This window comes from Wolbachia endosymbiont (group A) of Crataerina pallida (assembly GCF_964028475.1).
In the GTDB taxonomy this organism is placed as follows: domain Bacteria; phylum Pseudomonadota; class Alphaproteobacteria; order Rickettsiales; family Anaplasmataceae; genus Wolbachia; species Wolbachia pipientis.
This window is the reverse complement of the sequence record NZ_OZ034785.1, coordinates 372354-397030: the sequence shown is the minus strand read 5'-3', so window position 1 is coordinate 397030 and position 24677 is coordinate 372354. Positions and strand designations below refer to the sequence as shown.

Genomic DNA, 24677 nt, shown 5'->3' with positions numbered 1-24677 from the left:
TTCATCTCAAATGCAGTATTTTTGTTGAAATAGCTCAACTGGATCCCAGTGTCAAGCACTGGGATGACAGCAGTCCTACGTCATACCGCCGCGGTATCTCAGCCGCTAACAAGTAGCGGGATGACGGTTGTCGTTTAGCCATAAACATTAAGAAATTTACCAAATGAAAAAAAAGGCAAAAGAAGCCCCGTGGTTGGCTAATTACTTACATTATACTTTCAAGTATGGCGTTTTTTTATTCTAAATGCTTAATAACCGCGATTCAGTTGCTTTTAAGCCGCAACTAATCTAAATTAGAAACATTAAGAAATTTACTAAACAGAAAAAAAGGCAAAAGAAACCCTAGGGTAGCTAGTTATTCACTATCCATTTTTTAAGTTGGCGTTTTTTTATGTTTTAAACGCTTTATAAGCGCGTTTCAGCTTATGTAGGTAGAAGTTTGATAAAGACATAAGGTGCACATAGTGCAAAAAATTAAACATGAGACGCCAGATACGTGAGTTTTTTTGTCATTTAATCTGTACAGAGAAGATAAATAAATAGCTTCACTTTCATGATAAGGGGGCTGGCAGAGTTTGTCAAGTAAGTTTTTTCGTTTCTAACGGTTGTTGCCAAAAACTATACAAGAAGTCTTTTAAGATCAATCACTTATCTTCAAAGCTTGAATAAAAGCATTCTGTGGAATATTTACGTTCCCTATAGAATGTAACCTTTTTTTACCCTTCTTTTGCTTTTCTAAAAGCTTCATTCTTCGCGTTACATCCCCACCATAGAGTTTAGCTGTTACATCTTTTCTGTATGGGTTAATCGTTTCTCTGGCAATAATTTTTCCGCCCACTGCCGCTTGAATCGCGATTTTATATTGCTGACGTGGTATTAAATCCTTCAAGCGTGCACATATTTCACGCCCCCTTTTTTCTGCCCTACTTTTGTGAACGATACAAGCCAGTGCATCTACGGGCTCTCCATTAATTAAAAAGCTTAATTTATCTATTTGGCTTACCAGATAGCTGGAAATTTCCCAATCCAAACTTGCATATCCTTTGGAAATTGATTTTAATCGATCATAAAAGTCAAAAACAACTTCAGACAGTGGTAATTTATATCTTAACAATGCTGTTGTTGTGTTACCAATGTAAGATAAATCCTCCTGTTCTCCCCTCCTTTCTTCACATAGAGATAGAATCTCTCCCAAGTATTGGTCAGGGACCATTATGGTTGCAGTAATCCATGGTTCTTCCACAATTTCAATTTTCGTTGGATCTGGCATATCACTTGGGTTATGAATATTCAAAATTTCACCACTTCGTGTTGTAACCCTATATATAACACTCGGTGCAGTTGCTGTTAGGTCTAAATCAAATTCTCTCTCGAGCCTTTCTTGAATAACTTCAAGATGCAACATTCCCAAAAAACCACAACGAAATCCATAGCCTAGTGCATTTGAAGTTTCAGCTTCGAAGGTAAAACTTGCATCATTTAAATGTAACTTCTCTAGAGCTTCCCTTAGATATTTAAAATCATCCGTTTTGTGAGGGAAAATGCTACAAAATACCACAGGATGCACTTCTTTAAATCCAGGAAGTGCTTCACTACAAGGTCTCTTTTCCTCAGTGATAGTGTCCCCTACCTTGCAGTCTGCTACTTCCTTCATTGAAGCAGTTATAAAACCAACTTCACCCGCTGAAAGTTCACCCGTCATCACTTTTTTAGGGGTGAAAATACCGATATTATCTATCTGGTATGTAGCATTATTAGACATCATAACAATTCTCATGCCTTTTTTTAGCACTCCATTTTTAACTCGCACTAAAATTACTACTCCTAAGTAAGTGTCATACCAACTATCAACCAAAATTGCTTGCAGTGGAGCATTTACATCACCTTGAGGAGCTGGAAGTTTTGCTACTATTGCTTCCAGTACATCTTTTATTCCAAGTCCAGTTTTTGCTGATATTAAAACTGACTCACTTGCGTCAATGCCAATTACTTCCTCAACCTGGAGTTTTACCTTTTCTGGATCTGCAGCAGGAAGATCAACTTTATTGAGCACAACTATTATTTCATGGTTGTTGTCAATAGCTTTATATACATTTGCAAGGGTTTGTGCTTCAACGCCCTGGCTACTATCTACCACTAAAAGTGAACCTTCACATGCGGCTAAGCTTCGACTTACCTCGTAAGAAAAGTCAACGTGACCTGGGGTGTCCATGAGATTTAGGCAATATTGATTACCGTCGTTTGCCGTATAATTGAGTTTTACCGTCTGTGCCTTAATTGTAATCCCACGTTCGCGTTCTATATCCATTGAATCGAGTATTTGATTGATCATTTCTCTTGCTTCAAGGCCGTTACATTCCTCTATTAAACGGTCAGCAAGCGTTGACTTACCGTGGTCTATATGCGCTATTATTGCAAAATTTCTTATGTTGTTCATTTATGGCTATTTTACTTAAGTAGAACCATTTTACATTTTAAGTGTTGTGAGGGCAATCCTTTATTAAGAGACTATTTACTCCTTCAACATAGACGACACTTTTTTCGAGCAGGAAATCACTTTATTAACCATATAGTTTTCATGATTATTATCTATTTTAGGCAACTCATACAGATAATTTACCATCATTCCAGCCGACTGACTAATACCTTTTTCAGAAGTATCCGCCATCCAGTTTAATTGTTTTATCGATGCACCATTGCTTAAATGAAAATGCGCCACCGGATCATAAGCATTCCCATTACTATTATTCACTTTTAGTAAATAATATGCACATAGTTTAAGCATGCATTGTTTAGTTTCATTTATACATTCAACGTTAATTTTTAATTGCTCTGCACTTTCTAAAATTTCTGCACTAGATTGTTTTATATTTAGTTTGCCCAATAAAGTGACATCTTGGTTTAGATTGTTTTTTAGCCATTTCGTAAAGCCAGGTATTGGAGAAAGAGTTGCATATGTTTTTATACTTTTAAACTCCTGTGATAGCTTTTCTACAACCCTTTTGATCAAAAAATTACCAAGGCTGATTCCAGATAACCCTGCTTGAGTGTTTGATATTGAATAGAATATAGCAGTGCTTGCATTACTCGGATCATTTGAAGGTACTGACTCATCTAAAAGGTGTTGAATACTATCTGCAATCTTATCCACCAATGCAACCTCTACAAAAATTAGAGGTTCGTTTGGTATCTTGTAATGAAAAAAAGCAAAACAGAGACCCAGCCTGTTTTTTAAGTCATCCCAAGAGGAAATTTTATGCACAGCTTCATATTTTATAAGTTTTTCTAGCAATGATGCAGGTGAATCCCAGGTGATTTGACGAAGATCAAGTAGATCAACATCAACCCAAGTATAGAGTATATTTTTTAATTCGCTTTCTAGTGGATTCAAGCTTCTATATTGGTTCTTTAGCTTAAGCACGTCAGAACGCATATCAACAATAAACTTAAGGCCTTCTGGTAAAGAAATAAATTGCTTCAATATTTTAGAACGCGGTGATTCAAGAATTTTTATTAAATCCTGTTCAAATTTATAGTTTAACTCGGGATCTTGGTTTTTCTTATACTCTCTAATTTTCTCATCTATTTCCGCTTTATTCGGATTAAATTTTTCTGCCAGGGTTTGTAGAAATTTTATTTTACCTTTCTCTGATAAGCTTAAGTACAAGTTACCAAGAGATACAGCATTTTTACGTGCTGAAACCTCCCCTCCCTTTGGATTTAAGCACTCGTTCATCTTCAAGACTAAACTATCGATATCGCGACTGTTGCTTAAATCAGGACTGATGTTACCAATCCACGATCTTACAGCATCTGCCACTCCACCTAGTATTTTAAAAAAGCTTCTTACCGCCTTTTTGTCTTCAACTTTCACTATATCAGTTTTTACCAATGATTCTTTTGTCATAGATTCCCTTTATTATACATAGCTAATGCAAGTCAGGGTCATACCGCTGCGATATCTCTAGATCCCGCTAACAAGTAGCGGGATGACGAATTTGTCGTTTGTCAAATCGTCGGTAAACCCAAGTTATTTTAGCTACATATAGCTTAAGTTAAAGGAAAATTTTAGCTACATAGCAGGCACTATTACTAGATTATTAATAATTCAGTAATACAATAGACTTCTTGCACTACCTCCCAAGCCACAACTGTCATTCAGTAGAAACGAAAAAACTTGCTTGACAAACTCCGCCAGCTCCCCTATCATGAAACTGAAGCTATTGTATTTGCTTTCGCCAATCTGCAGATTAAAAGGTAAGGATTACTTAATGTATCGGCGTCTTATGTTCAATTTTTTGCAGTATATAGATACTGTATGTCTTTACAAAACTTCATCTACATCTAGATTTTTATCTAAATAAGCTGAACGCGCTTATAAAGCGTTACAAGACATCAAAAAATGCCAATACTCGACAGAGATAGTAAAAGACTAGCTAACTCGGGGATTCTTTGTCTTTTTTTCTGCTTAGTAAATTTCTTAAACGTTTGCAGCGTAAGTTAGTTGCAATTAAAAGCAGCTGAATTTCGCTTGTCAAGCGTTTAAAACATAAAAAACGCCAATATTTTAAAGCGGATAATAACCACGGGGCTTCTTTTGCCTTTTTTTTCATTTGGTAAATTTCTTAATGTTTGTGGCTGAACGACAACCGTCATCCCGCTACTTGTTAGCGGGATCTCTTGTTAGCGGCTGAGATACCGCGAATGAATCGCGGTATGACGTAGGACTGCTGTCATTCCAGCGCGTGACGCTGGAATCCAGCCTTTCACGCAATCCCATCAAGAACGTTGTATTTTACATAACACTTTTATGCTTACCAACTTAATAAAATTCCTGGATCCCAGTGTCTGGGCACTGGGATGACAGGCTAGCCTGACAACCGTCATCCCTGTAAAGATCAAGTATCCCACTACGTGTTAGCAGCTAAGAGATACCGCGAATGAATCGCGGTATGACGGTCTGTGGCGGTATGACGGTTAAGCAATTCGTCATCCCGCTGCTTGTTAGCGGCTAAGAGATACCGCGGCGGTATGACGTAGGACTGCTGTCATTCAAGTAGCTGAAACTGGAATGACACGTCATAAAGGAACCAGTGTCAGCTACTTGGATGATACCTTTTTTCTACTTAGTTTGGGTTATGCAAGAAGTCTATTTACTTCTTAACTTGACGCACATGATGTCTTGCAGCATCATCTACTGTCTCTAAATAAATCATTGCTAGACATATACCACTGTGTACTTCTACGGATACCTTATTGTCTAAACTTCGATTAAAGCAAGAATTTTTTCCCGGAAAAGCAAGATTACTAAGGTGCAGTTCCCATTTTAATCCTTTAGTTGATATTTGAGCTCTCGGTATACCAAGTAAAGATATTTTAGTATTTTTTGGCAAAGAAAAAAAATGGGTAATACCTTTTTGTAAAGTGTAACCTACCATGGGAGGTGAAGGTGTGTAAAAGATACTGCCCGTACTTAGAAAAATGTTAATATTCTGTAGTATGTGATCAATTGCTCCTCCAGTAATACCCGTTACTATTGATGGCAATAACTTTACTGTTTTTAAGTGAGCCATTGCTTTAGAAAAGTCGCAATAATCTTGATCAGGTAGATATATCGTATTCAAATTAGCACGTAAATCCAGATTTACGCTATCCAAATCTCCTACTACAAGATCAGGTTTTACGCCAATTGATAGAAGCTTGTTTGCTCCTCCATCTACAGCAATAATAGGTATATCTCGTTTAAAAAACGATGAGCTCGGTATTTTTCCATTTAGCACTACAATAGAACGATATTGTTGTTGTGTACTGCAGTGCAGCACATGATCATGGTGCAGGTTTTGCATCGTAGTAACATTTTTGAATAATTGATATTATGCTAATCACTAATCCAGCAATATTGCTAAGCACCACAAAAATTGAGCTCTGGTAAAGACCATAGCCAATCCAAGACAATGAACAAATAAGATAGTTTACTAACATTAACATCGATACATCACGAGTAACTTTAGTGATATATGCTTTATATACTTGAGGTGATAATCCAATTAGAGATGCAATTAACGCAATGAAGCCGAAGCATTCTTCAATATTTATATACATACATTTTCCTACGCTTGCTTTAACAATATCAGGTTCAAAGGGTTGTACTTTATGTACTCTCAGCTTTTCTAGAGCACCCCTAATGCGTGTAATTTATAACATCATTTAGTCTATTAATCAAGAAATTAATAGTGACTTGCATTTATGAAACCCAATCGGCTTCTATGCTAATTATTATCTAAACTAATCGTCGGTTGTGCATCTTGCTCAGAGATTAGGGCAACCAACAAATTATTTATCAATTGAACCTTTTGCTTGCCATCTAATTGTAAGCTTTTGTTTTTTTCAAAATGAGCTATTACTTCCTCGACAATTCCTATTGCATTTTGCACTATATGCCTTCTTGCCGAAGTGATAGCATGTGCTTGTTGACGCCTTAACATTGCTTGTGCAATCTCGGACGAATACGCCAAATGCGATATTCTTGCTTCTGTAATCTCAATTCCTGCAATATCTAATCTTTGTTGTAACATTGACTGCAATTCACTCGAAATTTTATCAGAATTTTTACGTAAAGACTCCTCATCGCTTTCGCTATCATACGGATAATTGCTTGCTAATTCTCTTATTACTGAGTCACTTTGTACAAAAACAAATTCGTGATAGTTGTTAACATTATAATACGCCTTTGCAGGACTGCTCACTCTCCAAACAATCACTGCTGAAATCTCTATTGGACTTCCATTGGCATCATTCACTTTTATTTTTTCTGTGTTGATATTTTGAAATTTTAGGGAAACTATATATTTGCTTGAAAAGGGAAGCGTTACACATATTCCAGACTTAAAATAAGTTCCAATATAATGACCAAAAAATTCTATCACTCTTGCTTCATTAGGGTCATTAATAAAAAATCCTTGAAGAAAAGTCAAAATTGAAACGGCAGCAACTCCAAGTGCAATTGTGCTGTCATATGCCAAAAAAAGCAGCGATAAAATTAATCCTAGCGCTATTAGTACAGGAAAAGCCCGAATTTGACTCAAATTTCTATCGTTTATCGTATTCTTATCCATATTGTCTTTAAACTTCTTTTTCACTTGAACTCTCTCTGTTGATCGTTTTGTTTATCTTATTTACAAATAGTTTAAACTCTCTTAATTCATGATCAGGCAATTTTACTTCAGTTTTATGTGCTATCGTAAGCGGATCAATGTGTTTGCCATTATATATAACTTCGTAATGTAAATGGGGTCCTGTTGCAACACCAGTGCTACCAACATAAGCGATGATCTGCCCCTGCTTTACTTTAGAGCCTAACTTTATATCGCCACTAAATCTACTTATATGCGCGTAACAGGTTGAATATTCATTTTTGTGTTTTATTTTGATGTAATTTCCATAGCCACCATTCTTTCCTATATATTCTATCACACCCTCTGCAGCAGCGTATATGGGAGTGCCAAGTTTAGCTGCATAATCCACTCCTTTGTGAAAAGCAATTTTACCGCGAACAGGATGCTTTCTATTGCCAAATTTTGAGGATATGCGATAATCTCCATTTAAAGGATTTGCAAAAATTTCGCCATTTTTTAAGCTTATTCCTTCTTTATTAAAATACCTTTCTTTGCCGTCTTGCGATTTATAATGATATAAACTAATAGCTTTCTTGTTTATTGTCAGTGAAGCATATAAAATTTTTTCTTCAGTCTTCTGATTATTAGGCAATCTCTCAAAAAGAACCTCCAATTTACTCTTCGGCACAATGTCTTTTTTAAAATCAACACCGAAATCTTTATATATGTTGATCAATTTCACCACTGTATTTGGCGCCAACCCTTCCGTGGCAAAAAAGGAAGATTTTATGGTACTGGATATGAATAACAACTTTCTATCACTTTCTGTCGTCAAAGTAGCTTTTTTTTTTCTGATTCCATGCTGGAATGGCTGTGCAAGATCTGTTGATGTTTCAGCGGTATATAACGGTAAGATAAAGAGCAGCATAAATACAATCAGCTTCATCATTTAAACAGCATCAACAAAAGTAAAATTACCTTCCACATACTGTACATCATCATTATCTTCTAATTCTTCAACCAATGCAGATAATTTATCAATCAACTCTTTATCGCTAATTTCAATCAGATCTTTTGGCTGCCATGAAAGACGAGCAAGTTCTGGTTCTCCGAATTTTGCATAAAAGGCATCGCGTACTTTACCAAAATCTTTTATTTCACAAGTTATAACGTGTAATCCTTCTTTGTCATTTTCCTCAACATTCAATACTTCTAATTCGATTCCATGACTGAATAAATCATCAAAATTCACACCCTCTGCTTTATAGACGATTAAGCCTACATGATCGAAAAGGTAACTAACACTTCCTGTTTCTCCCAAGTTTCCACCCTTGCGAGAAAATATATAACGTACCTCAGAAGCAGTTCGGTTGCGATTATTAGTCAAAACATGGACAATGAGTGCAGTGCCAGAAGGCCCATGACCTTCATATTGGATTTCCTCGTAATTTTCTCCAGCAACGTTACCAGTTGCATTTTTTATTGCTGTTTCTATTTTATCTTTTGGTAGATTTTCCTTGCGTGCAGCAAATATAGCAGAGCGAAGGCGCGGGTTGAGTTCGGGTAGCCCTTGCTTTGCAGCAACTGCTATTTCTCTAATCAGCTTCGTAAATTTTTGAGAGCGCTTTGCATCCTGAGCACCTTTCCGGTGTTTTATATTTGAAAATTGTGAATGACCAGCCATATTCAAATAGTTAAAAACCTAATTATATATCAAAGCATAGAAAAAGCTAAAGCAAATTTTCAAGCCTCTGGCTTGGCATCTTGCAGGTTTTCTGCTAATAACATACTTTCATACTGCTCAGCTTCTAAGTCAAGGCCAAGGGCTGAATGGGCTGCTACTAAATAGTTAATAGACTTAGAAAAATATTTAGAATCCTTATAGCTTGCCATATTCTGGAAACGCTTAATTGCTGCTAAATATTCACCACGCCTCAGGTAAAATTTACCGATAGAATACTCTTTTGTTGATATATGTTCTGTGATTAATTTTGCTCTTTCCTTTATCTCGTCTACATATTCGCTGCCTGGAAAGAGATTAATGTACTCAGTGGCTAGCTCTAAAGTTTTATATGCAGTTTGCTGTCCAAGTTGCACTTTATTAATTTGCATGTAATAAGATAATACCCTTAAGTAGTATACATATGGTAAATCTTCACCATTTGAATAAACATATATATAATCAGCCATATCACTTGCAGCACTGCTATAGTTACCCATATTATAGTGAGAGACCCCAGATAATAATTTTGCTTTCATTGCCCAATAAGAAAAAGGATACAAATCCTCTATCTTATGAAATGCCCTAATAGCTTGTTTATATTTTTTCTGGTCAAAAAGTTCAACTGCTTCTTCATATAGTTCAGTTTCAGTTTTTTCAAGATCATCCGCATACGATTGTGTAAAGGAGCAAATTAGGAAAATAAAGCACGTGATTAAAGTCTTATACATAAGATTTTTTTCGATCAAAATAAAGTATAGACCTAAATATTACTTAAATAAATAAATTTCTTAGGCAATAGCCGGTCCTTCTTCTTTATAACTACGGTCAGAACTACCTGCATTTCTTGATTCACCTCGTCCTTCCACTTTTGGATCTTTCAGCGTCTTACTGTAGGAATGTATAGTTAAGACCTGTACAGCCATAAAAATTGCAATACCTACCAAGCCTAAAGTAGGTCCAACAGCAGGATTTAAGGACGATGCTAATGCTATTAACATTATCCTTCTTATTAAAAATACAGAAGAACCAGCAAGCGCCAATCCGGCTACAGATATATTGCTAGTTTTCTTGCTAGATTTCTCATCAAGATCAGACTTTTCTGTTTCCTTTTTCTTATTTTTTTCATGCTTATCAATATAAGAAACAAGAGTTGCAAGAAAAGCAATTGCATTGGCAAGAAATAAAATTGCATCCTCTGCTGCTTCAAGTGAAGATGTTTCACCCATTATCATACCTACAATAACCAGTGCAGTTGTTATAGCCTCAATATAGATCAAACACTGACCTATATCAGAAATATTGTGCTCTTTTTCCTTTACTTCCTCTCCATTTTCAATAATCTCCAACTCTCGTTCTTTTTGTGCTATCTTCCTATTATTGTAAATTAAATATAGCGTACAAATAAGAGATAAGACTGTAAAAGGTAATATAGTGTGGCTTAGCGCGCCACTTATCACGCCAAGTAATACCTGATCGCTATATGTTTTTTCCAGTTCAATCGCCATCAGCAATGTAAATGGGACCATTGTTGCCAATGATGCACATTTTCTATATAGCTCTCTTTTTTTTAGTGCTAATAGTTCTTGTTCTAGCCTTTCTCTTTTGACTTCTTTATCAACTGTTGGCCAAAAATCCCAAAAAAACTCTTCTAATGGTTCAAAATCTCTTTTTTTCTTATTCTTTCCTGGAACCTTTTTAGTAGAAGAAAATTTGCCACTAGGTATTTTCATAATATTAACCTAATTAGTTGTAAGTTAATATAATTATACACCTTTTTGCTTTCTGAGTCAATATCACTAAGATATTAACTACTCTTGTCTATTAACTATTTCCTAGGAGATTTAATCAATCTGTTTGATGCCGGCTAGGATATAATTATAGCCTGACCACATAGTTATAATAGCTGCAACCCATAAACAAATCGCACCTGTATATTGAATCATATAATAATCGTTCATTATTAGCGCTACTACAGCAACCATCTGCAAAAATGTTTTAATTTTGCCAGCTTTGCTTACAGGTAGACTAACATTTGTAGCTATCAAAAACTCCCGCAAACCCGAGACTAATATCTCCCTACAGATGATGATAATCGATGGTACTATTGTAAAATCATTTATCTTATGCTTATAAACTAGCATAATTATCGTTGAAACCACTATTAATTTGTCAGCAATTGGATCAAATAGCTTGCCAAACTTTGATTGGACTTTCCACGCACGCGCCAGGTAACCATCAAAAAAATCCGTAATGCACGCAAACACAAAGATTGATATTGTTATCAGGCCTGCATATTTATTTTCTATATAAAAACTTAATATTATTGCTGGTATTGCAAGTGCACGAGAAATTGTAAGCAAATTAGGCACGTTTTTTTTAAGCATGTAATATCATCTTACGTAATAGGTAAACTTATACAGAAGTACAACAGAGTTCACAAGTTAATAATTTACAATTGAACATTTATAAAAACTCCATATACTTAAAAAATACAAGCTTAAAATATAAGGATGTAATGATGAACGATGATTTAGATAGTACCACAAAACAAGAAGCGCTTAAGTATCACAGCAGAGGTGGTAACCCTGGTAAAATTTCAATCATGCCAACAAAACCTTTATCTACCCAGTATGATTTGTCACTTGCTTATTCCCCTGGTGTTGCAGCTCCGTGCCTTGAAATAGCTAAAAATCCTGAGGTTGTTTATGATTATACAGCAAAAAGCAACTGTGTTGCTGTCATTTCAAATGGCACTGCAGTGCTTGGACTTGGTAATATCGGTCCTCTTGCTGCAAAACCTGTCATGGAAGGCAAAGCTGTTTTATTTAAGCGTTTTGCTGATATTGATGCAGTTGATATAGAAGTTGGTACAGAAAATATAGAAGATTTCATCAATGCAGTAAGGTATCTTGGGCCAAGTTGGGGGGGGATAAATTTAGAAGATATAAGATCTCCCGATTGTTTTATAATAGAGAAACGCCTGAATGAACTGATGGATATTCCAGTGTTCCATGATGACCAGCATGGAACTGCGGTGGTTGTTGCAGCTGGCATAGAAAATGCTCTTGATATTGTTGAAAAGAAATTAGAGGACGTTAAGATCATTATGAATGGTGCTGGAGCAGCCGGTATTGCATGTTTAGAAATACTAAAGTCCATGGGCGCTAAAAATATAGTGCTGTGTGATAAGCAAGGAGTAATATACAAAGGTAGAAACGAGGATATGAATGAGTGGAAGGAAAAGTATGCAATTGATACTTCCGAACGTTCTCTACTTGATACAATAAAAGGCGCTGATGTATTCATCGGACTATCTGCAAAAGATGTGTTAAATGAAGAGATGTTAAAGAGTATGGGCAAAGACCCGATTATTTTTGCTCTTGCCAATCCCGATCCAGAAGTAAGGCCTGAGTTTGCAAAATCTGTGAGGCCAGATGCAATAATTGCAACTGGTAGGTCAGATTACAACAACCAAGTCAACAACGTAATGGGTTTTCCTTATATATTTAGAGGGGCGCTTGATGTACATGCAACAACAATAAATGATGAAATGAAAATTGCAGCTGCAGATGCAATAGCAAAGCTTGCCCGTGAGCCAGTACCAGGTGAGATATCTGCAGTCTATGGCGGTCGTAAAATGGGCTATGGACGTGAATATATAATACCTACTCCATTTGACCCAAGATTAATTTCTATAGTAGCTCCTGCTGTTGCAAAAGCCGCAGTTGATTCAGGTGTTGCAAGAAAGGCAATACAAGATTGGAGTAAATATGAAAATCAATTAAAATCTCGTCTTTCTAATGTTCTCAGCACGCTGAATTTACTATCTTCACATATGTAATTTATTGGATAAAGTTAAAAGTGATAAACCAACCCAAACTCTAAGCCATATATGCCAAACCTATTGGTAATGGTTGCAGTTGTTGATTCAACACGTGCAGTTTCATCAACTTTACTTCCTCCACCGGCAGGAATATATCCTTCACCAGCTAGTATCTTTATTCCTGGTACAATATCTTTAAATTGGTTATCAAGGATACCAAAATAGCGTAAACCAGCAAATGCTTGAGTTTGTGCTGTAAGTTGGTGATTGATACCAAGTTTTGCTTGGTAAGCCAAGGCATATCTGGTTTTTCCTAGAAATTTAACCCTAGTTACACCTGCACCAATACCAACATATGGGGTGAATGGCATTTTTGCTATATTAAAATCACGATATACATTGACCATTCCAGCTAAGTTATTAAAACCTTCATTTTTCATCTTAAATGCAGCTCTGAACTCTGCTTCAACACTACAATTTTCTTGAATGTGAATATCAACCTTTCCACTTCTCCAAGGTGAATTGCATTCCGCTCCAGTAGACGCATCATTGTGACGACGAAGTTCAATATATCTTGCTTTTTTCTTATCTGAATAATCTTCATCATATAAGTTAGTCTGAGAATATAAGCCTTCAAACTCAACTCTCATATTTTTGAATAAATACCCTATTGCAGCACTACCGGCAAACCCTGGAACATATTTAGGACTGTATCCAGCTTCAATTCGCTCCTTCTTATTAAAACTAAAAACCCCTCTGTTATATTGTCACCTGCATCTTCTTTTCCTTCTAGAGAACCTATTGCATTGAAGAATGCTCCAAAATAGTTAGCTTTGATGTAAACATTCTCTAAGTTATTTATTTTATCATCGTAAGATAAGCACCTAAATGAAAAAGTTAGCAAAACCAATAGATATGTGAATTTAAATCTTTCGCCCACCACAAAGCCTCCCTGCATAATTTGTCATTCCATTATTATAGTATGCTTCTATTTTTTATGATAGCAACTTTTTATTGCGCTCAATCGTTTTAGATTTATAATGAAAGTATTGTAATTTAAAGCAAATCAATGACTATTGCAATTCACGAATTAGAGAGGATCATCAAACAATCGTTCCCCGACGCTGATATAAAGATTCATGATCTTGCTGGAGATGATGACCATTATCATTTAAAAATAAACTCCAAGTGTTTTCTTGGAAAGACAAAAATAGAACAGCATAAAATGGTATATAAAGCTCTGGAAGGTCAGTCTATACACGCCTTGCAACTGGAAACTAATACTTAAAAATAAGGTGAATTTATGAGCAATTTTGAACAAATAAAAAAAGATATAACAGAAAATGATGTGGTATTGTATATGAAAGGCACTTCTGATTTTCCTCAATGCGGATTCTCTGGACTCGTCGTGTCAATCCTAAAAAAATTGAACGTGAAGTTTAAGTATATTAACGTGTTGGAGAATGATGAAATACGTGAATCTATAAAAAAGTTTTCTGATTGGCCAACAATTCCACAATTATATATAAAGGAAGAGTTTATTGGTGGTTGCGACATCACTCGCGAGATGTACGAAAAAGGCGAACTGCAAAGTTTATTGAAGGAAAAAAAAATTATTGCGGAATAAGTACCAAGAAACCAGTGCCCAGACGCTGGATAACGTAGTATAGCTATGAAAAAGGATCTTATGTCTTAAACCGTATCCGTTCAGGGGAGCGGCAAAATAAGGTAGACAAAGCAAGATAATAATGTTGATGTTAACACTATTGTCAAGTTTACTGGCCTTTCTATTAGTGAGATTGAAGAATTAAGTGTGAGCGGTTACAAATAATTTACCATTTCTTCTGGTTTCACTATCCTTTCAAACTCTTCCTCAGTGAGCAGTTGAAGTTTTGCTGCTGCTTCTTTTAGAGTGATATTTTCTTTATAAGCAAGCTTCGCTATTTTTGCTGCATTGTCGTACCCTATATGCGTATTTAATATAGTGACCAACATCAACGACTGATTCAGTAAATCTTTTATCCTCTCTTCATTTGCTTTAATACCAATTACACATTTTTCTGTAAAATTTAAACTTGCATCAGCTAAAAGTCTTATAGACTGCAAAACATTGTAAATTATCACTGGCTTAAACACATTCAATTCAAAATGACCGTTTGAACCACTAATGGTTACAGCAACATGATTTCCCATAACTTGAGTGCATACCATAGTCACCGCTTCACACTGAGTTGGATTCACTTTACCTGGCATAATTGAAGAACCAGGCTCATTTTCCGGTAACATTATTTCCCCAATTCCGCATCTTGGACCAGAACCAAGCAACCTTATATCATTTGCAATTTTCATTAAACTGACTGCTACTGTATTGAGTGTTCCACTGAGCTCAACTAAAGCATCATTTGCTGCTAGCGCTTCAAATTTATTGCCTGCTGAAGTAAATGGAAGGTTAGTAATTCCTGCAACTTGCTTTGCAAAATCTTCAGCAAAACCCTTTTTAGTATTGAGTCCCGTGCCAACCGCAGTGCCACCTTGTGCAAGCTCGTATATACCACTTAAAGTTGATTTTACTCTCTCTATCCCCTTTTTAATCTGGACTGCATAGCCAGAGAACTCCTGTCCTAGTGTTAGGGGCGTTGCATCTTGCAGATGAGTACGTCCTACTTTTATTATATCTTTAAATTCCTGAACCTTATTATCCAGCACCTTATGCAATTTTTCAAGATTTGGAATAAGCAAGCAGTTTATTTGCTCTGCTGCTGCTATATGCATTGCTGTTGGAAAGGTGTCATTTGACGACTGACCATAATTCACATGATCATTTGGATGTATTGGAGATTTACTACCCAAATTACCACCTAAAATCTCTATTGCACGATTGCTGATCACTTCATTCATATTCATATTAGTCTGCGTTCCGGATCCGGTTTGCCAAACAACAAGCGGAAATTCATTATTAAATTTGCCATCTATTACTTCCCTCGCGGCTGTGCAAATTGCGTCCCCTACCCTATCATCTATAACACCATGTTTCATATTAACACGCGCTGCTGCAAGTTTTACTATTGCTAATGCTTTAATCAGAGGCTCTGGCATTTTTTCTGTGCCAATCTTAAAATTTTCTAAAGAACGCTGAGTCTGTGCTCCCCAGTAATGTTCACTTGGTACTTTTACTTCCCCTAAGCTGTCTGATTCTATTCTCGTCTTTCTATCCATATTTTCCTCCTGGTGTTATGCAAACTGGTTCACTACATAATTTTTTCATGCCTACTTCTTGGTTAATTAAATCATACTAGATCCAAGTAGTCAAGTGTACGAACATTGCAATTTTCAGTTAACTTGCATGGTAGATGCAAGTAGCTGACACTGATTCACTTTATGATGGTGTCATTCCAGTCTGGAATCCAGCCTTTTCATAATCATCAAAACGTTGTATTTTAACATAAAACGGCTACTTTTATGCTTACCAACTTAATAAAATTCCTGGATCCCAGTGTCTGGGCACTGGGATGACACCCTTCTGGTGGACTCAAATCACGATGTTTGCACAGCTGTACGCTTAGTTCTGGTTGCACGCTACCATTCTTGTACATCCATAAATAGAAAATTTACGCTTTAAAAGGATCATATACATCGATTTCCTTAGAATTACTCTTTTTCAATTTTTCACTTAATAATCTTAAAATAGGCTGTAAATCACCATTAATTGATAAGCACAGCACTTCTTTATTGAGATAATTAGCTAGGTGATTCTTCTTTTCCAGAATTTCTGCTTCCCTCAATAAGTCGCATTTGTTTAATACTACAATCTCTTCTTTTTCAACAAGATCACTATTGTAAAGTTCCAATTCATTATGGATACAACTATAAGCCGAAACAACGTCATCGTGAGTTACATCGATTAAATGAAGTAAAATTTGACACCTTTCTATGTGCTTTAAAAATTTATGCCCGAGCCCAACTCCAAGGTGAGCATCAGTAATTATTCCAGGAATATCTGCTATTACAACTTCGCTATCATCCACTTTTACCATGCCTAAATGAGGTCTTACGGTGGTAAATGGATAATCGCCTACTTTTGTATCGGAATTTGAGCAGCGAGTCAAAAATTTTGATTTACCTGCGTTTGGCATGCCAATAATTCCAACATCTGATAAAACTTTTAGTTTTAATAATACATGTTTTTCTTCGCCAGGCTGACCGTAAGTAAAATGTCTTGGTGCCTTATTAGTAGAAGATTTAAAATTAGTATTTCCAAGTCCACCTTTTCCACCCTGTGCTACTTGAAATTCCATACCAGGCTTGTCAAGGTCTACTATTATCTCTTCACTTTCTTCATCAATTATTTGTGCACCGACTGGAACTTTAAGTATAACGTCTTTCCCTGCTGTGCCAGATCTATCCCTGCCTGCACCATTTTTTCCACTATCTGCTTTAATGTGTCTTCTATAACGAAAATGAAGCAAAGTGTTGAGATTAGCGTCGCTGATGAAAACTATGTTTCCACCCTTTCCTCCATTACCACCATTTGGACCACCAAATTCAACGAACTTTTCTCGACGAAAACTTGCACAGCCATCACCACCGTCACCAGCTTTTAAACACAATTTTACTTCGTCTATAAAACCCATGCTAACCCACGATAATATTTAGCATCCTTTCCTAATGCGCTTTCTATTCTGATTAGCTCGTTATACTTCGCGAGTCTATCAGAACGCGATAGCGACCCGGTTTTTATTTGCCCGCAATTTGACGCAACTGCTATATGAGATATTGTTGTGTCTTCTGTTTCACCTGAGCGATGAGAAACAACAGCTTTATAGCCATTTGATTTTGCCATTTCAATAGCAGCAAAAGTTTCTGTTAACGTCCCTATTTGATTTGGCTTGATCAGTACAGCATTTGCCATTTTTTCCTCTATTCCTTTGCATATCAGTTCACAATTTGTAACAAACAAATCATCCCCAACCAATTGAATTTTACTCCCCAATTTTGCAGTAAGTAATTTCCAACCTTCATAGTCGTCTTCACTCATTGCATCTTCTATAGAAATTATTGGATATCTTTCCACAAGATTACAATAATATTCAGTCAACTCTTCTGAAGTAAGATCTCTGTGTTCAAATTTGTAAATTCCATCTTCATAAAAAGTAGATGAAGCAACATCAAGGCCTAGTGCAAAATCACTTTGCGCTGAATAACCTGCTGATTCTATAGCGTATATGATCAAATCAAGTGCTTCTTCAGTACTTTCAATATTTGGTGCAAAACCACCTTCATCCCCTACATTTGTGCTATAACCTTTTTTCTTAAGAATGCTACGTAAGTTGTGGAATACCTCCGCAGATATTCTAATCGCTTCGCTGAAAGTCTCAGCACCGACCGGAAGAATCATGAATTCTTGGAAATCGAGCTTATTGTCTGCATGTACTCCACCATTAATTATGTTAATGAGTGGAACCGGCATAACACTCGTCTGCTTTCCTCCCAAATATCTATATAGCGGCATTTTGAAACTGTTTGCTGCTGCTTTTGCAACTGCAAGAGACACACCCAAAGTTGCATTTGCTCCAAGTTTTGATTTGTTTTTTGTTCCATCCAGTTCAATTAATGCTTTATCAATTGCATTTTGGTCCGCTGCATTCATTCCAATGATTTCATCTGCTATTATCCCATTTACAGCTTGAACAGCTTTCAGCACTCCCTTACCACAATACCTTTTCTCATCTTGGTCCCTGAGTTCCAAGGCTTCTAATTTACCGGTTGAAGCTCCAGAAGGTACAGATGCCCTGCCTATTGCACCATCACAGAGCTCAATTTCTACCTCAATAGTGGGGTAACCCCTGCTATCTAAAATTTCTCTTGCAAATACGTTATTGATTATCTTATTCATTACATTAAACCTTAACTTCCGCAATAAGTGCTGCAGTTTCCTTTGCCAATTTAGCTATATTACTACCAGCACCAATAAATAATACTATATCACTTGGACTTGTCGAATCACTAATAAAATGTGAAATGAGCAAAGCATCATTCATAATTTTTGTGTTATTAAATCCATTACTGATTAAAGCTTTTTGTATATCATCAATCCCACAACCAGGAATAGGCTTGTCTTCTGGGGGATGAACAGGAGTGAGGATGACATAATCAAACATCATGAAAATTCGTATGAATTCATCAAAAAAATTACGAATGCGGGCAAAACGAAGTGGTTCGATAATTCCTATTACTTTTCCTTTAGTAATCGAACGTGCAGCCGTTAAAGTTGCATATATTTCATTTGGATGATGGGCATAATCCTCAATTAACTTAACACCTTTAATATCGGCAATCAAAGAGAATCTTCTTGCTACTCCTTGAAATTCCAAAAGGCCTTTTTTAATATCTGCATCGCTAATTCCGAGCTTTATCGCAACTGATATTGCAGCTAGGGCGTTGCTTACTTTGTGAATTCCAATTGCATTTGATAGTACTATGTTTTTTAAAGGGCTGGATCCCAGTGTCACGCACTGGGATGACATCTCTGTACACTTTCCTTTTGTCATTCCAGCACGTAATGCTGGAATCCAGTTGTTCAACACATCAAATTCTATGCTGTTAGCATGCTGTTTAATGTTGCTGGCTCTTATGCTACCATTCTCAAACCCAAACGTTATAGAATTACCCGCATCATAATCGATGTCTACAGAATCAGGTAAAACTGCAGAACCTGCATTATTCACGAATTGGGAAAATGCATTTTTGATATTATCAAATGTGCCGTAATAATCTATGTGGTCATTGTTGATACTTGTTATGACAGCAATCTTTGCAGGGATTTTTAGCATAGTTCCATCAGACTCATCAGCCTCGATCAGAAAAGTGTCACTCCCTCCAAGTTTGAAGTTGCTCTTATAGGAATTTAATATCCCTCCTACAGTTACAGTCGCATCAATGCCAGAATGATCAAAAATGGAAGCAATCATAGCGGTTGTTGTTGTCTTTCCGCTTGAACCTGAAACCGCTATCACATATTTACCTTTCATAATTTCAGCAAGTATGTCTGATCTATGCAAAACGGTTTTATTGTTATTTTTTGCCGCAATTAACTCCACATTATCAGATTCTATTGCAGAAGAATGTACAACTATTTGAGCTTGGCTTATATTATTAGCATTGTGACCAATAAAAACCTCTATACCTAGCTTTTGTAACTTATTTATATTGTCGTTTGATTGTGCATCACTGCCTTGAACTTTGCAATTGGAATTGTGAAGAATTTCAGCAATGGCACTCATTCCGATTCCACCTATACCAATAATATGTATTATTCCTTTTTGAGTTTTGTTAATATTTAGCAGTAGATGTTTACTCATTACTAAATTTATTATAGTATAATTTAAAATCCTCATAGTATCGAACCATCTTACCGAATACAATGATAAAAAACCTAACCTTTCTATGTCTAATATTTGTTTTGATAAGTAGCTGCAGTTTTAGCAACAGGTTTAACTGCACTGCAGGTCATTATAAAATTGGCAGCAGCTACACAATAAATGGTATAACTTATCACCCAAAAAACTGTAAACACTATGAAGAGATAGGGATAGCATCGTGGTATGGAATAGAAGATCATGGCACACTTACAGCAAATGGTGAAGCGTTTAACCGTCACTTGATCTCTGCAGCGCATAAGACTTTGCCCTTACCCTGCTTTGTTCTTGTCACTAATTTAGAAAATGGAAGAAAGCTTGTTACAAGGGTTAACGATAGAGGGCCTTTTATTGAAGGCAGAATAATAGACTTATCAGAAAAAGCAGCTCAAGTCTTAGGATTTCATAAATCTGGGCTTGCAAAAGTAAAAGTTCAATACCTAAGAAAGATGTCAGAACAATTGATACAAAATACTCCTCATTACAGAAAGCAATATGAAAAAGAAATGCAGAAACGTCACCCGAAACAAGACAGTGCAGAAAGTAAGGGATATGTTGCATTTTTTAAAAGTGCTCAGGCTGCTAAATCAGCTGCATCAAAGCTTCGCAATCAAGGAATAAAAAATGTTAGATTGCTTTTTAAGAACGATCAATATTGCGTGAAAGTGAGTTATAGGTAGTGGTGAGTGCAGAATTTGAAAGATTTGGTTAATGTAAGGAACGCTGGCTAACTATTGTAAGTTAAAAATGTGATATAAAAAAGATATCAACAATTTATAGCTATACCACCGCGATATCTCTTAGCCGCTAACACGTAGCGGAATGACGAGCTTATCGTCACGCCACCGCTAACCGTCATACCGCGATTTATTCGCGGTATCTCAGCCGCTAACAAGTAGCGAAATGACAGCAATCCTACGTCATGCCGCCGCTAACCGTCATACCGCGATTCATTCGCGGTATCTCAGCCGCTAACAAGTAGCGGGATGACGAGCTTATCGTCATGCCACCGCGAACCGTCATACCGCGATTCATTCGCGGTATCTCAGCCGCTAACAAGTAGCAGAATGACAGCAATCCTACGTCATACCGTCACGGTATCTCTAGATCCCGCTAACAAGTAGCGGGATACTTGACCTTTACAGGAATGACAGTTGTCGTTTAGCTATAAATGTTAAGAAATTTACCAAATAAAAAAAAAGGCAAAGAAACCCTAGGGTAGCTAGTATTCAAATTCTCCCTTGTCTATTTGACGTCTTTTACTGTCTTAAACACTTTATAAGCGCGTTTCGGCTTGTATAGGTAGAAACCTAAAAGTTTTATAAAGACATGAGGTGCACATAGTGCAAAAAATTAAGCATGATTTACGCCAAATACATTAAGTTTTTTGTCATTAATCCACTGCAGAGATTGCGAAGATAAATAAATAGCTTCAGTTTCATGATAGGAGGGCTGGCGGAGTTTGTCAAGTAAGTTTTTCGTTTCATCCAATGCGCTGCCAAAAGTTTGTTATGCAAGAATGCACTAGCCATTTCTCACAGATTCATTTAAACTTAATCAAGTAGGAGTATTATTAACGCGAAAAGAGTTTAATTAGAGATTTAAGTGATATGGCGCGTGAGGAAGATATAAACCAATTAGTAGAAAATGGATTTGATATTAACTCAAAAGATGCAAGTGGAATCACTCTCTTGCATAAGTTCACAAAAGAAGGCGATTTAGTTGGAGTAAAGTCATTACTAGAGCACGAAGCTGATTTCAATGTCGTAGACAACGAAAATAGAAACCCTCTGCATTACGCCATTATGCATGGACACAAGAAAGTTGCTAAACTTTTTGTTAACCAACTGACAATTAATTCCAAGGATAAAAATGGATTCACTCCACTGCACCTTGCTGCACTACAAGATGACACGGAATTAATAGATTTTTTGATAACAAAAGGCGCAAAAATTAATGAAAAAGATGCCAAAGAGGGCTATACTCCTCTTCATATAGCTTCACTATACGGTTCTAAAAAAAGCGTCCAAATTTTAATTGATAGCGGAGCAAATCTCGAATGTGAAGATAACAATTTTCGTACTCCTTTGTTTTTAACCATTTATCAATGCACCGCACATTATGACAGCAGAGCAGAAATTATAGAATATCTGATAAAGAAAGGTGCAAATATAGAAGCCAAAGATGCAGAAAATAACACTACGCTTTTCCTAGCAGCGTATAACAACAAAATGCAAATAGTAAAACTTATTGCAAAAAAACAGCAAGCAAGTAACGATAAAATTAAACTTAAAGAGTTTTTTTGCACAAAAAACAACCATGGTTTTGATGCGTTAGATTGCGCTATTGAGCATAATAATAGAAAAATGGTAACATTTCTTGTTTCAAAGGGAATAGAAGCAAACGATCAAGATTTTAATGGTAACGCTAGGCTGCATAAAGCTAGCCATAATGGTAACACTAAAACAGTTAAGCTCTTATTGAAGCTTAAGGTAAACGTTAATGCTGTTACTAAATGTAACAGAACTCCCTTGCTACTCGCAGTTAAAAAAGGCCATACACAAATTGTGAAAATGTTATTGGAAGTTAGAGCCAATATGAACATTTGTGAGCAACAAGGTTTTGCACCTCTACATCTTGCTGTTCAAAAGGATTATTTTGATATAGCTCAGTTGTTAACAGAAAAAGGTGCAGACCTTAACATTAAGTGCAATAACGGTCATACCGCAATAGATATGTTCATTAGCAAGGCTCATAGCAAAAAAAACATCGAAGAAAATTACAAAAAATTTTGTAGATTTTTGATGCTTTATCTGAAAGAGCTACATAGTAAACACAAAGCCTGTTGTATACTTTCAACCCTAGCTCTAAGCTTAACAATTATAGGCTTACCATTTATTTTCAAGCCTATTATTAAATACAGAGAAAGAAGTACAATATATAAAAAAATTAGGGCTATGCTGGTCTACATTTAAGTACAAGAAGAGTATACAAAAAATACATAGCCAAAGCTAATACACGACAATTATCTGCTCGATGAAAATGAGATTAAATACATTTTTAATATTTTTATAGAAATCTATTAGTATAGATTTTGTATGCTGTTCTAATGGCTATTTTTAAATGCTTAATACTCCTCTTCATTATTTCTTGCACACATCTACCTACCAAGCAATATCCTATTAACATAGACAATTATAAGTACGATTATCCGTTGCAACAATATAACACCTCTTTGGAGATTAATGAACCGGCAATACCAGAAATTATGCCTTTACCAATAGAGTTTCCCGATCTCACAATCAGTAATCAGCTTATTTCTATTAATGTTAGTGAAGAAGTATCAGTAAAGGATTTGCTGATTGAGATAGGAAAACTTTCTGACGTTAACTTGGATATGGACCCAAAAATATCAGGTAATATTATTTTAAAGCTAAAAGATAAGGATATAAACGAAGTAATTCAGAGTATAGCAAATAGCGCCAAACTGCGTTACTCAACAAGTAATGGTGTAATTAGAATTGAGCAGGACTTGCCATACGCACAAAATTATTACGTAGACTTCATCAATATTCAACATTCTGCTCAAAGCAGTTTCGTCATTAATAACAATATTACTAACAGTGATGGAAGTAACGTTGATAGGGACTATAACAATGTTATGAAGTCTCAATACAGTAGTGACTTATGGAATTCATTAGAAAAAGGCTTGAATGCAATAATGGATGTTAACGGGGTGGATGATGGCGAATTCCTTTCATCCAACAGAGAAGCTGGTGTTATTATTTTGAATGCTAGAAAAGATATCCACAAAGCTGTTGAAGAATATATTAATAAGGTTAAGAAGTTAGCGTCTTCTCAAGTAATGATAGAGGCAAAAATAGTTGAAGTTGTGCTAGATGACAAATACCTTTCTGGTATGAACTTAAATGACTTACAAGATGGAACTAAGTCTATAATAAATCAAGATAACTCCATTATTAACCTAGCAATGAACTTTGGTGCAAATGATCTAGGAGATTTAGTAAAAAATTTAGACAAATTTGGCACTTCAACTGTAATTTCAAGCCCCAGAGTACATGCTATAAATAATCAGCAAGCGATGATTTCATTTACTAAAAACCATATTTATTTTACCTCCGATATACAAAAAGATACTAGAAACTCTAATCAGACCTTAATTACCAAGATGAATAGCGTCCCAATAGGTGTTGTGCTAATAATCCACCCAAGCATTAACATTGATACTAGTGAAATATTCATGGATATACATCCAACTTTATCAAGAATTAACGGCTACACTAAAGATCCAGATATAGAGTACGTCGCACAGCAGAGTAAAATGAAATTAAATAGCGACATTCCAATTGTTGAAATCAGAGAAATGAACTCTATGTTAAAAATTAAGAGCGGTGAAATTATGGTAATCGGCGGGCTTATAGAACATAGAGAAGATAAGCAAAGCTTATTGCATCAGAAATCAAAAAGGCTAGCGAATAATATTAGAACAGTAGAAACTGTCATTTTTTTAAAAGCAACAATCGTACCAACATTTGGTTTGTTAGATAGAAAAGATAAGAATTTATATATATATTAAATTA

Annotated in this window: 22 protein-coding genes and 1 riboswitch; of the genes, 6 read left to right on the top strand and 16 right to left on the bottom strand. The window is 35.9% G+C overall.

What is annotated here, in order from left to right; translation table 11 throughout:
• Positions 1 to 640: 640 nt before the first annotated feature.
• From lepA to pgsA, 10 genes are all read right to left on the bottom strand, one after another.
• Positions 641 to 2437, bottom strand: coding sequence for a translation elongation factor 4 (gene lepA, locus ABWU55_RS01925; protein ID WP_264373826.1), 1797 nt, complete (start codon positions 2435 to 2437; stop codon positions 641 to 643).
• Between the two features lie 75 nt (positions 2438 to 2512).
• Positions 2513 to 3907, bottom strand: a complete 1395-nt coding sequence (locus tag ABWU55_RS01920) for a malonyl-CoA decarboxylase (protein ID WP_038198837.1) — start codon at positions 3905 to 3907, stop codon at positions 2513 to 2515.
• 1246 nt (positions 3908 to 5153) lie between these two features.
• Positions 5154 to 5846, bottom strand: a complete 693-nt coding sequence (locus ABWU55_RS01915) for a thiamine diphosphokinase (protein ID WP_353286414.1) — start codon at positions 5844 to 5846, stop codon at positions 5154 to 5156.
• A complete protein-coding gene (locus ABWU55_RS01910; protein WP_006280002.1) occupies positions 5827 to 6102 on the bottom strand; it encodes a SemiSWEET family sugar transporter in 276 nt (91 codons plus the stop codon). The genes ABWU55_RS01915 and ABWU55_RS01910 overlap by 20 nt, the downstream gene beginning before the upstream one ends.
• Positions 6091 to 6193: riboswitch (TPP riboswitch) on the bottom strand. Its footprint overlaps the gene before it by 12 nt.
• Positions 6194 to 6269: 76 nt before the next feature.
• Complete coding sequence (locus ABWU55_RS01905; RefSeq protein ID WP_264705665.1) at positions 6270 to 7115, bottom strand: SPFH domain-containing protein; 846 nt, start codon at positions 7113 to 7115, stop codon at positions 6270 to 6272.
• 7 nt (positions 7116 to 7122) lie between these two features.
• Positions 7123 to 8061, bottom strand: coding sequence for a M23 family metallopeptidase (locus ABWU55_RS01900; protein WP_265023748.1), 939 nt, complete (start codon positions 8059 to 8061; stop codon positions 7123 to 7125).
• Between the two features lie 3 nt (positions 8062 to 8064).
• Positions 8065 to 8799 carry a YebC/PmpR family DNA-binding transcriptional regulator gene (locus ABWU55_RS01895; RefSeq protein ID WP_353286413.1) on the bottom strand — a complete coding sequence of 245 codons (735 nt, stop codon included), beginning with the start codon at positions 8797 to 8799 and terminating at the stop codon, positions 8065 to 8067.
• 59 nt (positions 8800 to 8858) lie between these two features.
• Positions 8859 to 9566 carry an outer membrane protein assembly factor BamD gene (locus tag ABWU55_RS01890; RefSeq protein WP_155968525.1) on the bottom strand — a complete coding sequence of 236 codons (708 nt, stop codon included), beginning with the start codon at positions 9564 to 9566 and terminating at the stop codon, positions 8859 to 8861.
• A 60-nt stretch (positions 9567 to 9626) separates the two neighbouring features.
• Complete coding sequence (locus ABWU55_RS01885) at positions 9627 to 10568, bottom strand: hypothetical protein (RefSeq protein ID WP_010962628.1); 942 nt, start codon at positions 10566 to 10568, stop codon at positions 9627 to 9629.
• A 111-nt stretch (positions 10569 to 10679) separates the two neighbouring features.
• Positions 10680 to 11222 (bottom strand): CDP-diacylglycerol--glycerol-3-phosphate 3-phosphatidyltransferase, encoded by a 543-nt coding sequence (pgsA, locus tag ABWU55_RS01880; protein ID WP_253303417.1) that lies wholly within the window; start codon positions 11220 to 11222, stop codon positions 10680 to 10682.
• 134 nt (positions 11223 to 11356) lie between these two features.
• On the opposite strand from pgsA, the gene ABWU55_RS01875 reads away from it, so the two are divergent.
• A complete protein-coding gene (locus ABWU55_RS01875) occupies positions 11357 to 12679 on the top strand; it encodes a malic enzyme-like NAD(P)-binding protein (RefSeq protein WP_077188090.1) in 1323 nt (440 codons plus the stop codon).
• Between the two features lie 14 nt (positions 12680 to 12693).
• Here the strand turns inward: ABWU55_RS01875 and ABWU55_RS01870 are convergent, their stop codons facing one another.
• Positions 12694 to 13332 (bottom strand): P44/Msp2 family outer membrane protein, encoded by a 639-nt coding sequence (locus tag ABWU55_RS01870; RefSeq protein WP_237357341.1) that lies wholly within the window; start codon positions 13330 to 13332, stop codon positions 12694 to 12696.
• Positions 13329 to 13601, bottom strand: coding sequence for a hypothetical protein (locus ABWU55_RS01865; protein ID WP_353286412.1), 273 nt, complete (start codon positions 13599 to 13601; stop codon positions 13329 to 13331). Before ABWU55_RS01865 ends, ABWU55_RS01870 begins: the two co-directional genes overlap by 4 nt.
• Positions 13602 to 13730: 129 nt before the next feature.
• Between ABWU55_RS01865 and ABWU55_RS01860 the strand changes: the two genes are divergently transcribed.
• Positions 13731 to 13949, top strand: coding sequence for a BolA/IbaG family iron-sulfur metabolism protein (locus ABWU55_RS01860; RefSeq protein WP_006280012.1), 219 nt, complete (start codon positions 13731 to 13733; stop codon positions 13947 to 13949).
• Between the two features lie 15 nt (positions 13950 to 13964).
• A complete protein-coding gene (grxD, locus tag ABWU55_RS01855) occupies positions 13965 to 14288 on the top strand; it encodes a Grx4 family monothiol glutaredoxin (RefSeq protein WP_006280013.1) in 324 nt (107 codons plus the stop codon).
• A 194-nt stretch (positions 14289 to 14482) separates the two neighbouring features.
• On the opposite strand, the gene fumC is transcribed toward grxD, so the two are convergent.
• The 4 genes from fumC to murC form a co-directional block, all read right to left on the bottom strand.
• A complete protein-coding gene (gene fumC, locus ABWU55_RS01850; RefSeq protein ID WP_264706075.1) occupies positions 14483 to 15877 on the bottom strand; it encodes a class II fumarate hydratase in 1395 nt (464 codons plus the stop codon).
• A 392-nt stretch (positions 15878 to 16269) separates the two neighbouring features.
• On the bottom strand, positions 16270 to 17292 hold the full coding sequence (cgtA, locus tag ABWU55_RS01845) for an Obg family GTPase CgtA (protein WP_006280016.1): 1023 nt from the start codon (positions 17290 to 17292) through the stop codon (positions 16270 to 16272).
• Positions 17280 to 18554 (bottom strand): phosphopyruvate hydratase, encoded by a 1275-nt coding sequence (eno, locus tag ABWU55_RS01840; RefSeq protein ID WP_010082238.1) that lies wholly within the window; start codon positions 18552 to 18554, stop codon positions 17280 to 17282. The genes cgtA and eno overlap by 13 nt, the downstream gene beginning before the upstream one ends.
• Positions 18555 to 18558: 4 nt before the next feature.
• Positions 18559 to 20055 (bottom strand): UDP-N-acetylmuramate--L-alanine ligase, encoded by a 1497-nt coding sequence (gene murC / locus ABWU55_RS01835; RefSeq protein WP_038250394.1) that lies wholly within the window; start codon positions 20053 to 20055, stop codon positions 18559 to 18561.
• A gap of 26 nt (positions 20056 to 20081) precedes the next feature.
• On the opposite strand from murC, the gene ABWU55_RS01830 reads away from it, so the two are divergent.
• The 3 genes from ABWU55_RS01830 to ABWU55_RS01820 all read left to right on the top strand — a co-directional run bounded on the left by ABWU55_RS01830 (position 20082) and on the right by ABWU55_RS01820 (position 24673).
• Complete coding sequence (locus ABWU55_RS01830; RefSeq protein WP_209472799.1) at positions 20082 to 20756, top strand: septal ring lytic transglycosylase RlpA family protein; 675 nt, start codon at positions 20082 to 20084, stop codon at positions 20754 to 20756.
• A 930-nt stretch (positions 20757 to 21686) separates the two neighbouring features.
• Positions 21687 to 23051, top strand: coding sequence for an ankyrin repeat domain-containing protein (locus ABWU55_RS01825; protein WP_012673105.1), 1365 nt, complete (start codon positions 21687 to 21689; stop codon positions 23049 to 23051).
• Between the two features lie 134 nt (positions 23052 to 23185).
• Positions 23186 to 24673, top strand: coding sequence for a type II secretion system protein GspD (locus tag ABWU55_RS01820; RefSeq protein WP_353286411.1), 1488 nt, complete (start codon positions 23186 to 23188; stop codon positions 24671 to 24673).
• Positions 24674 to 24677 lie beyond the last annotated feature (4 nt).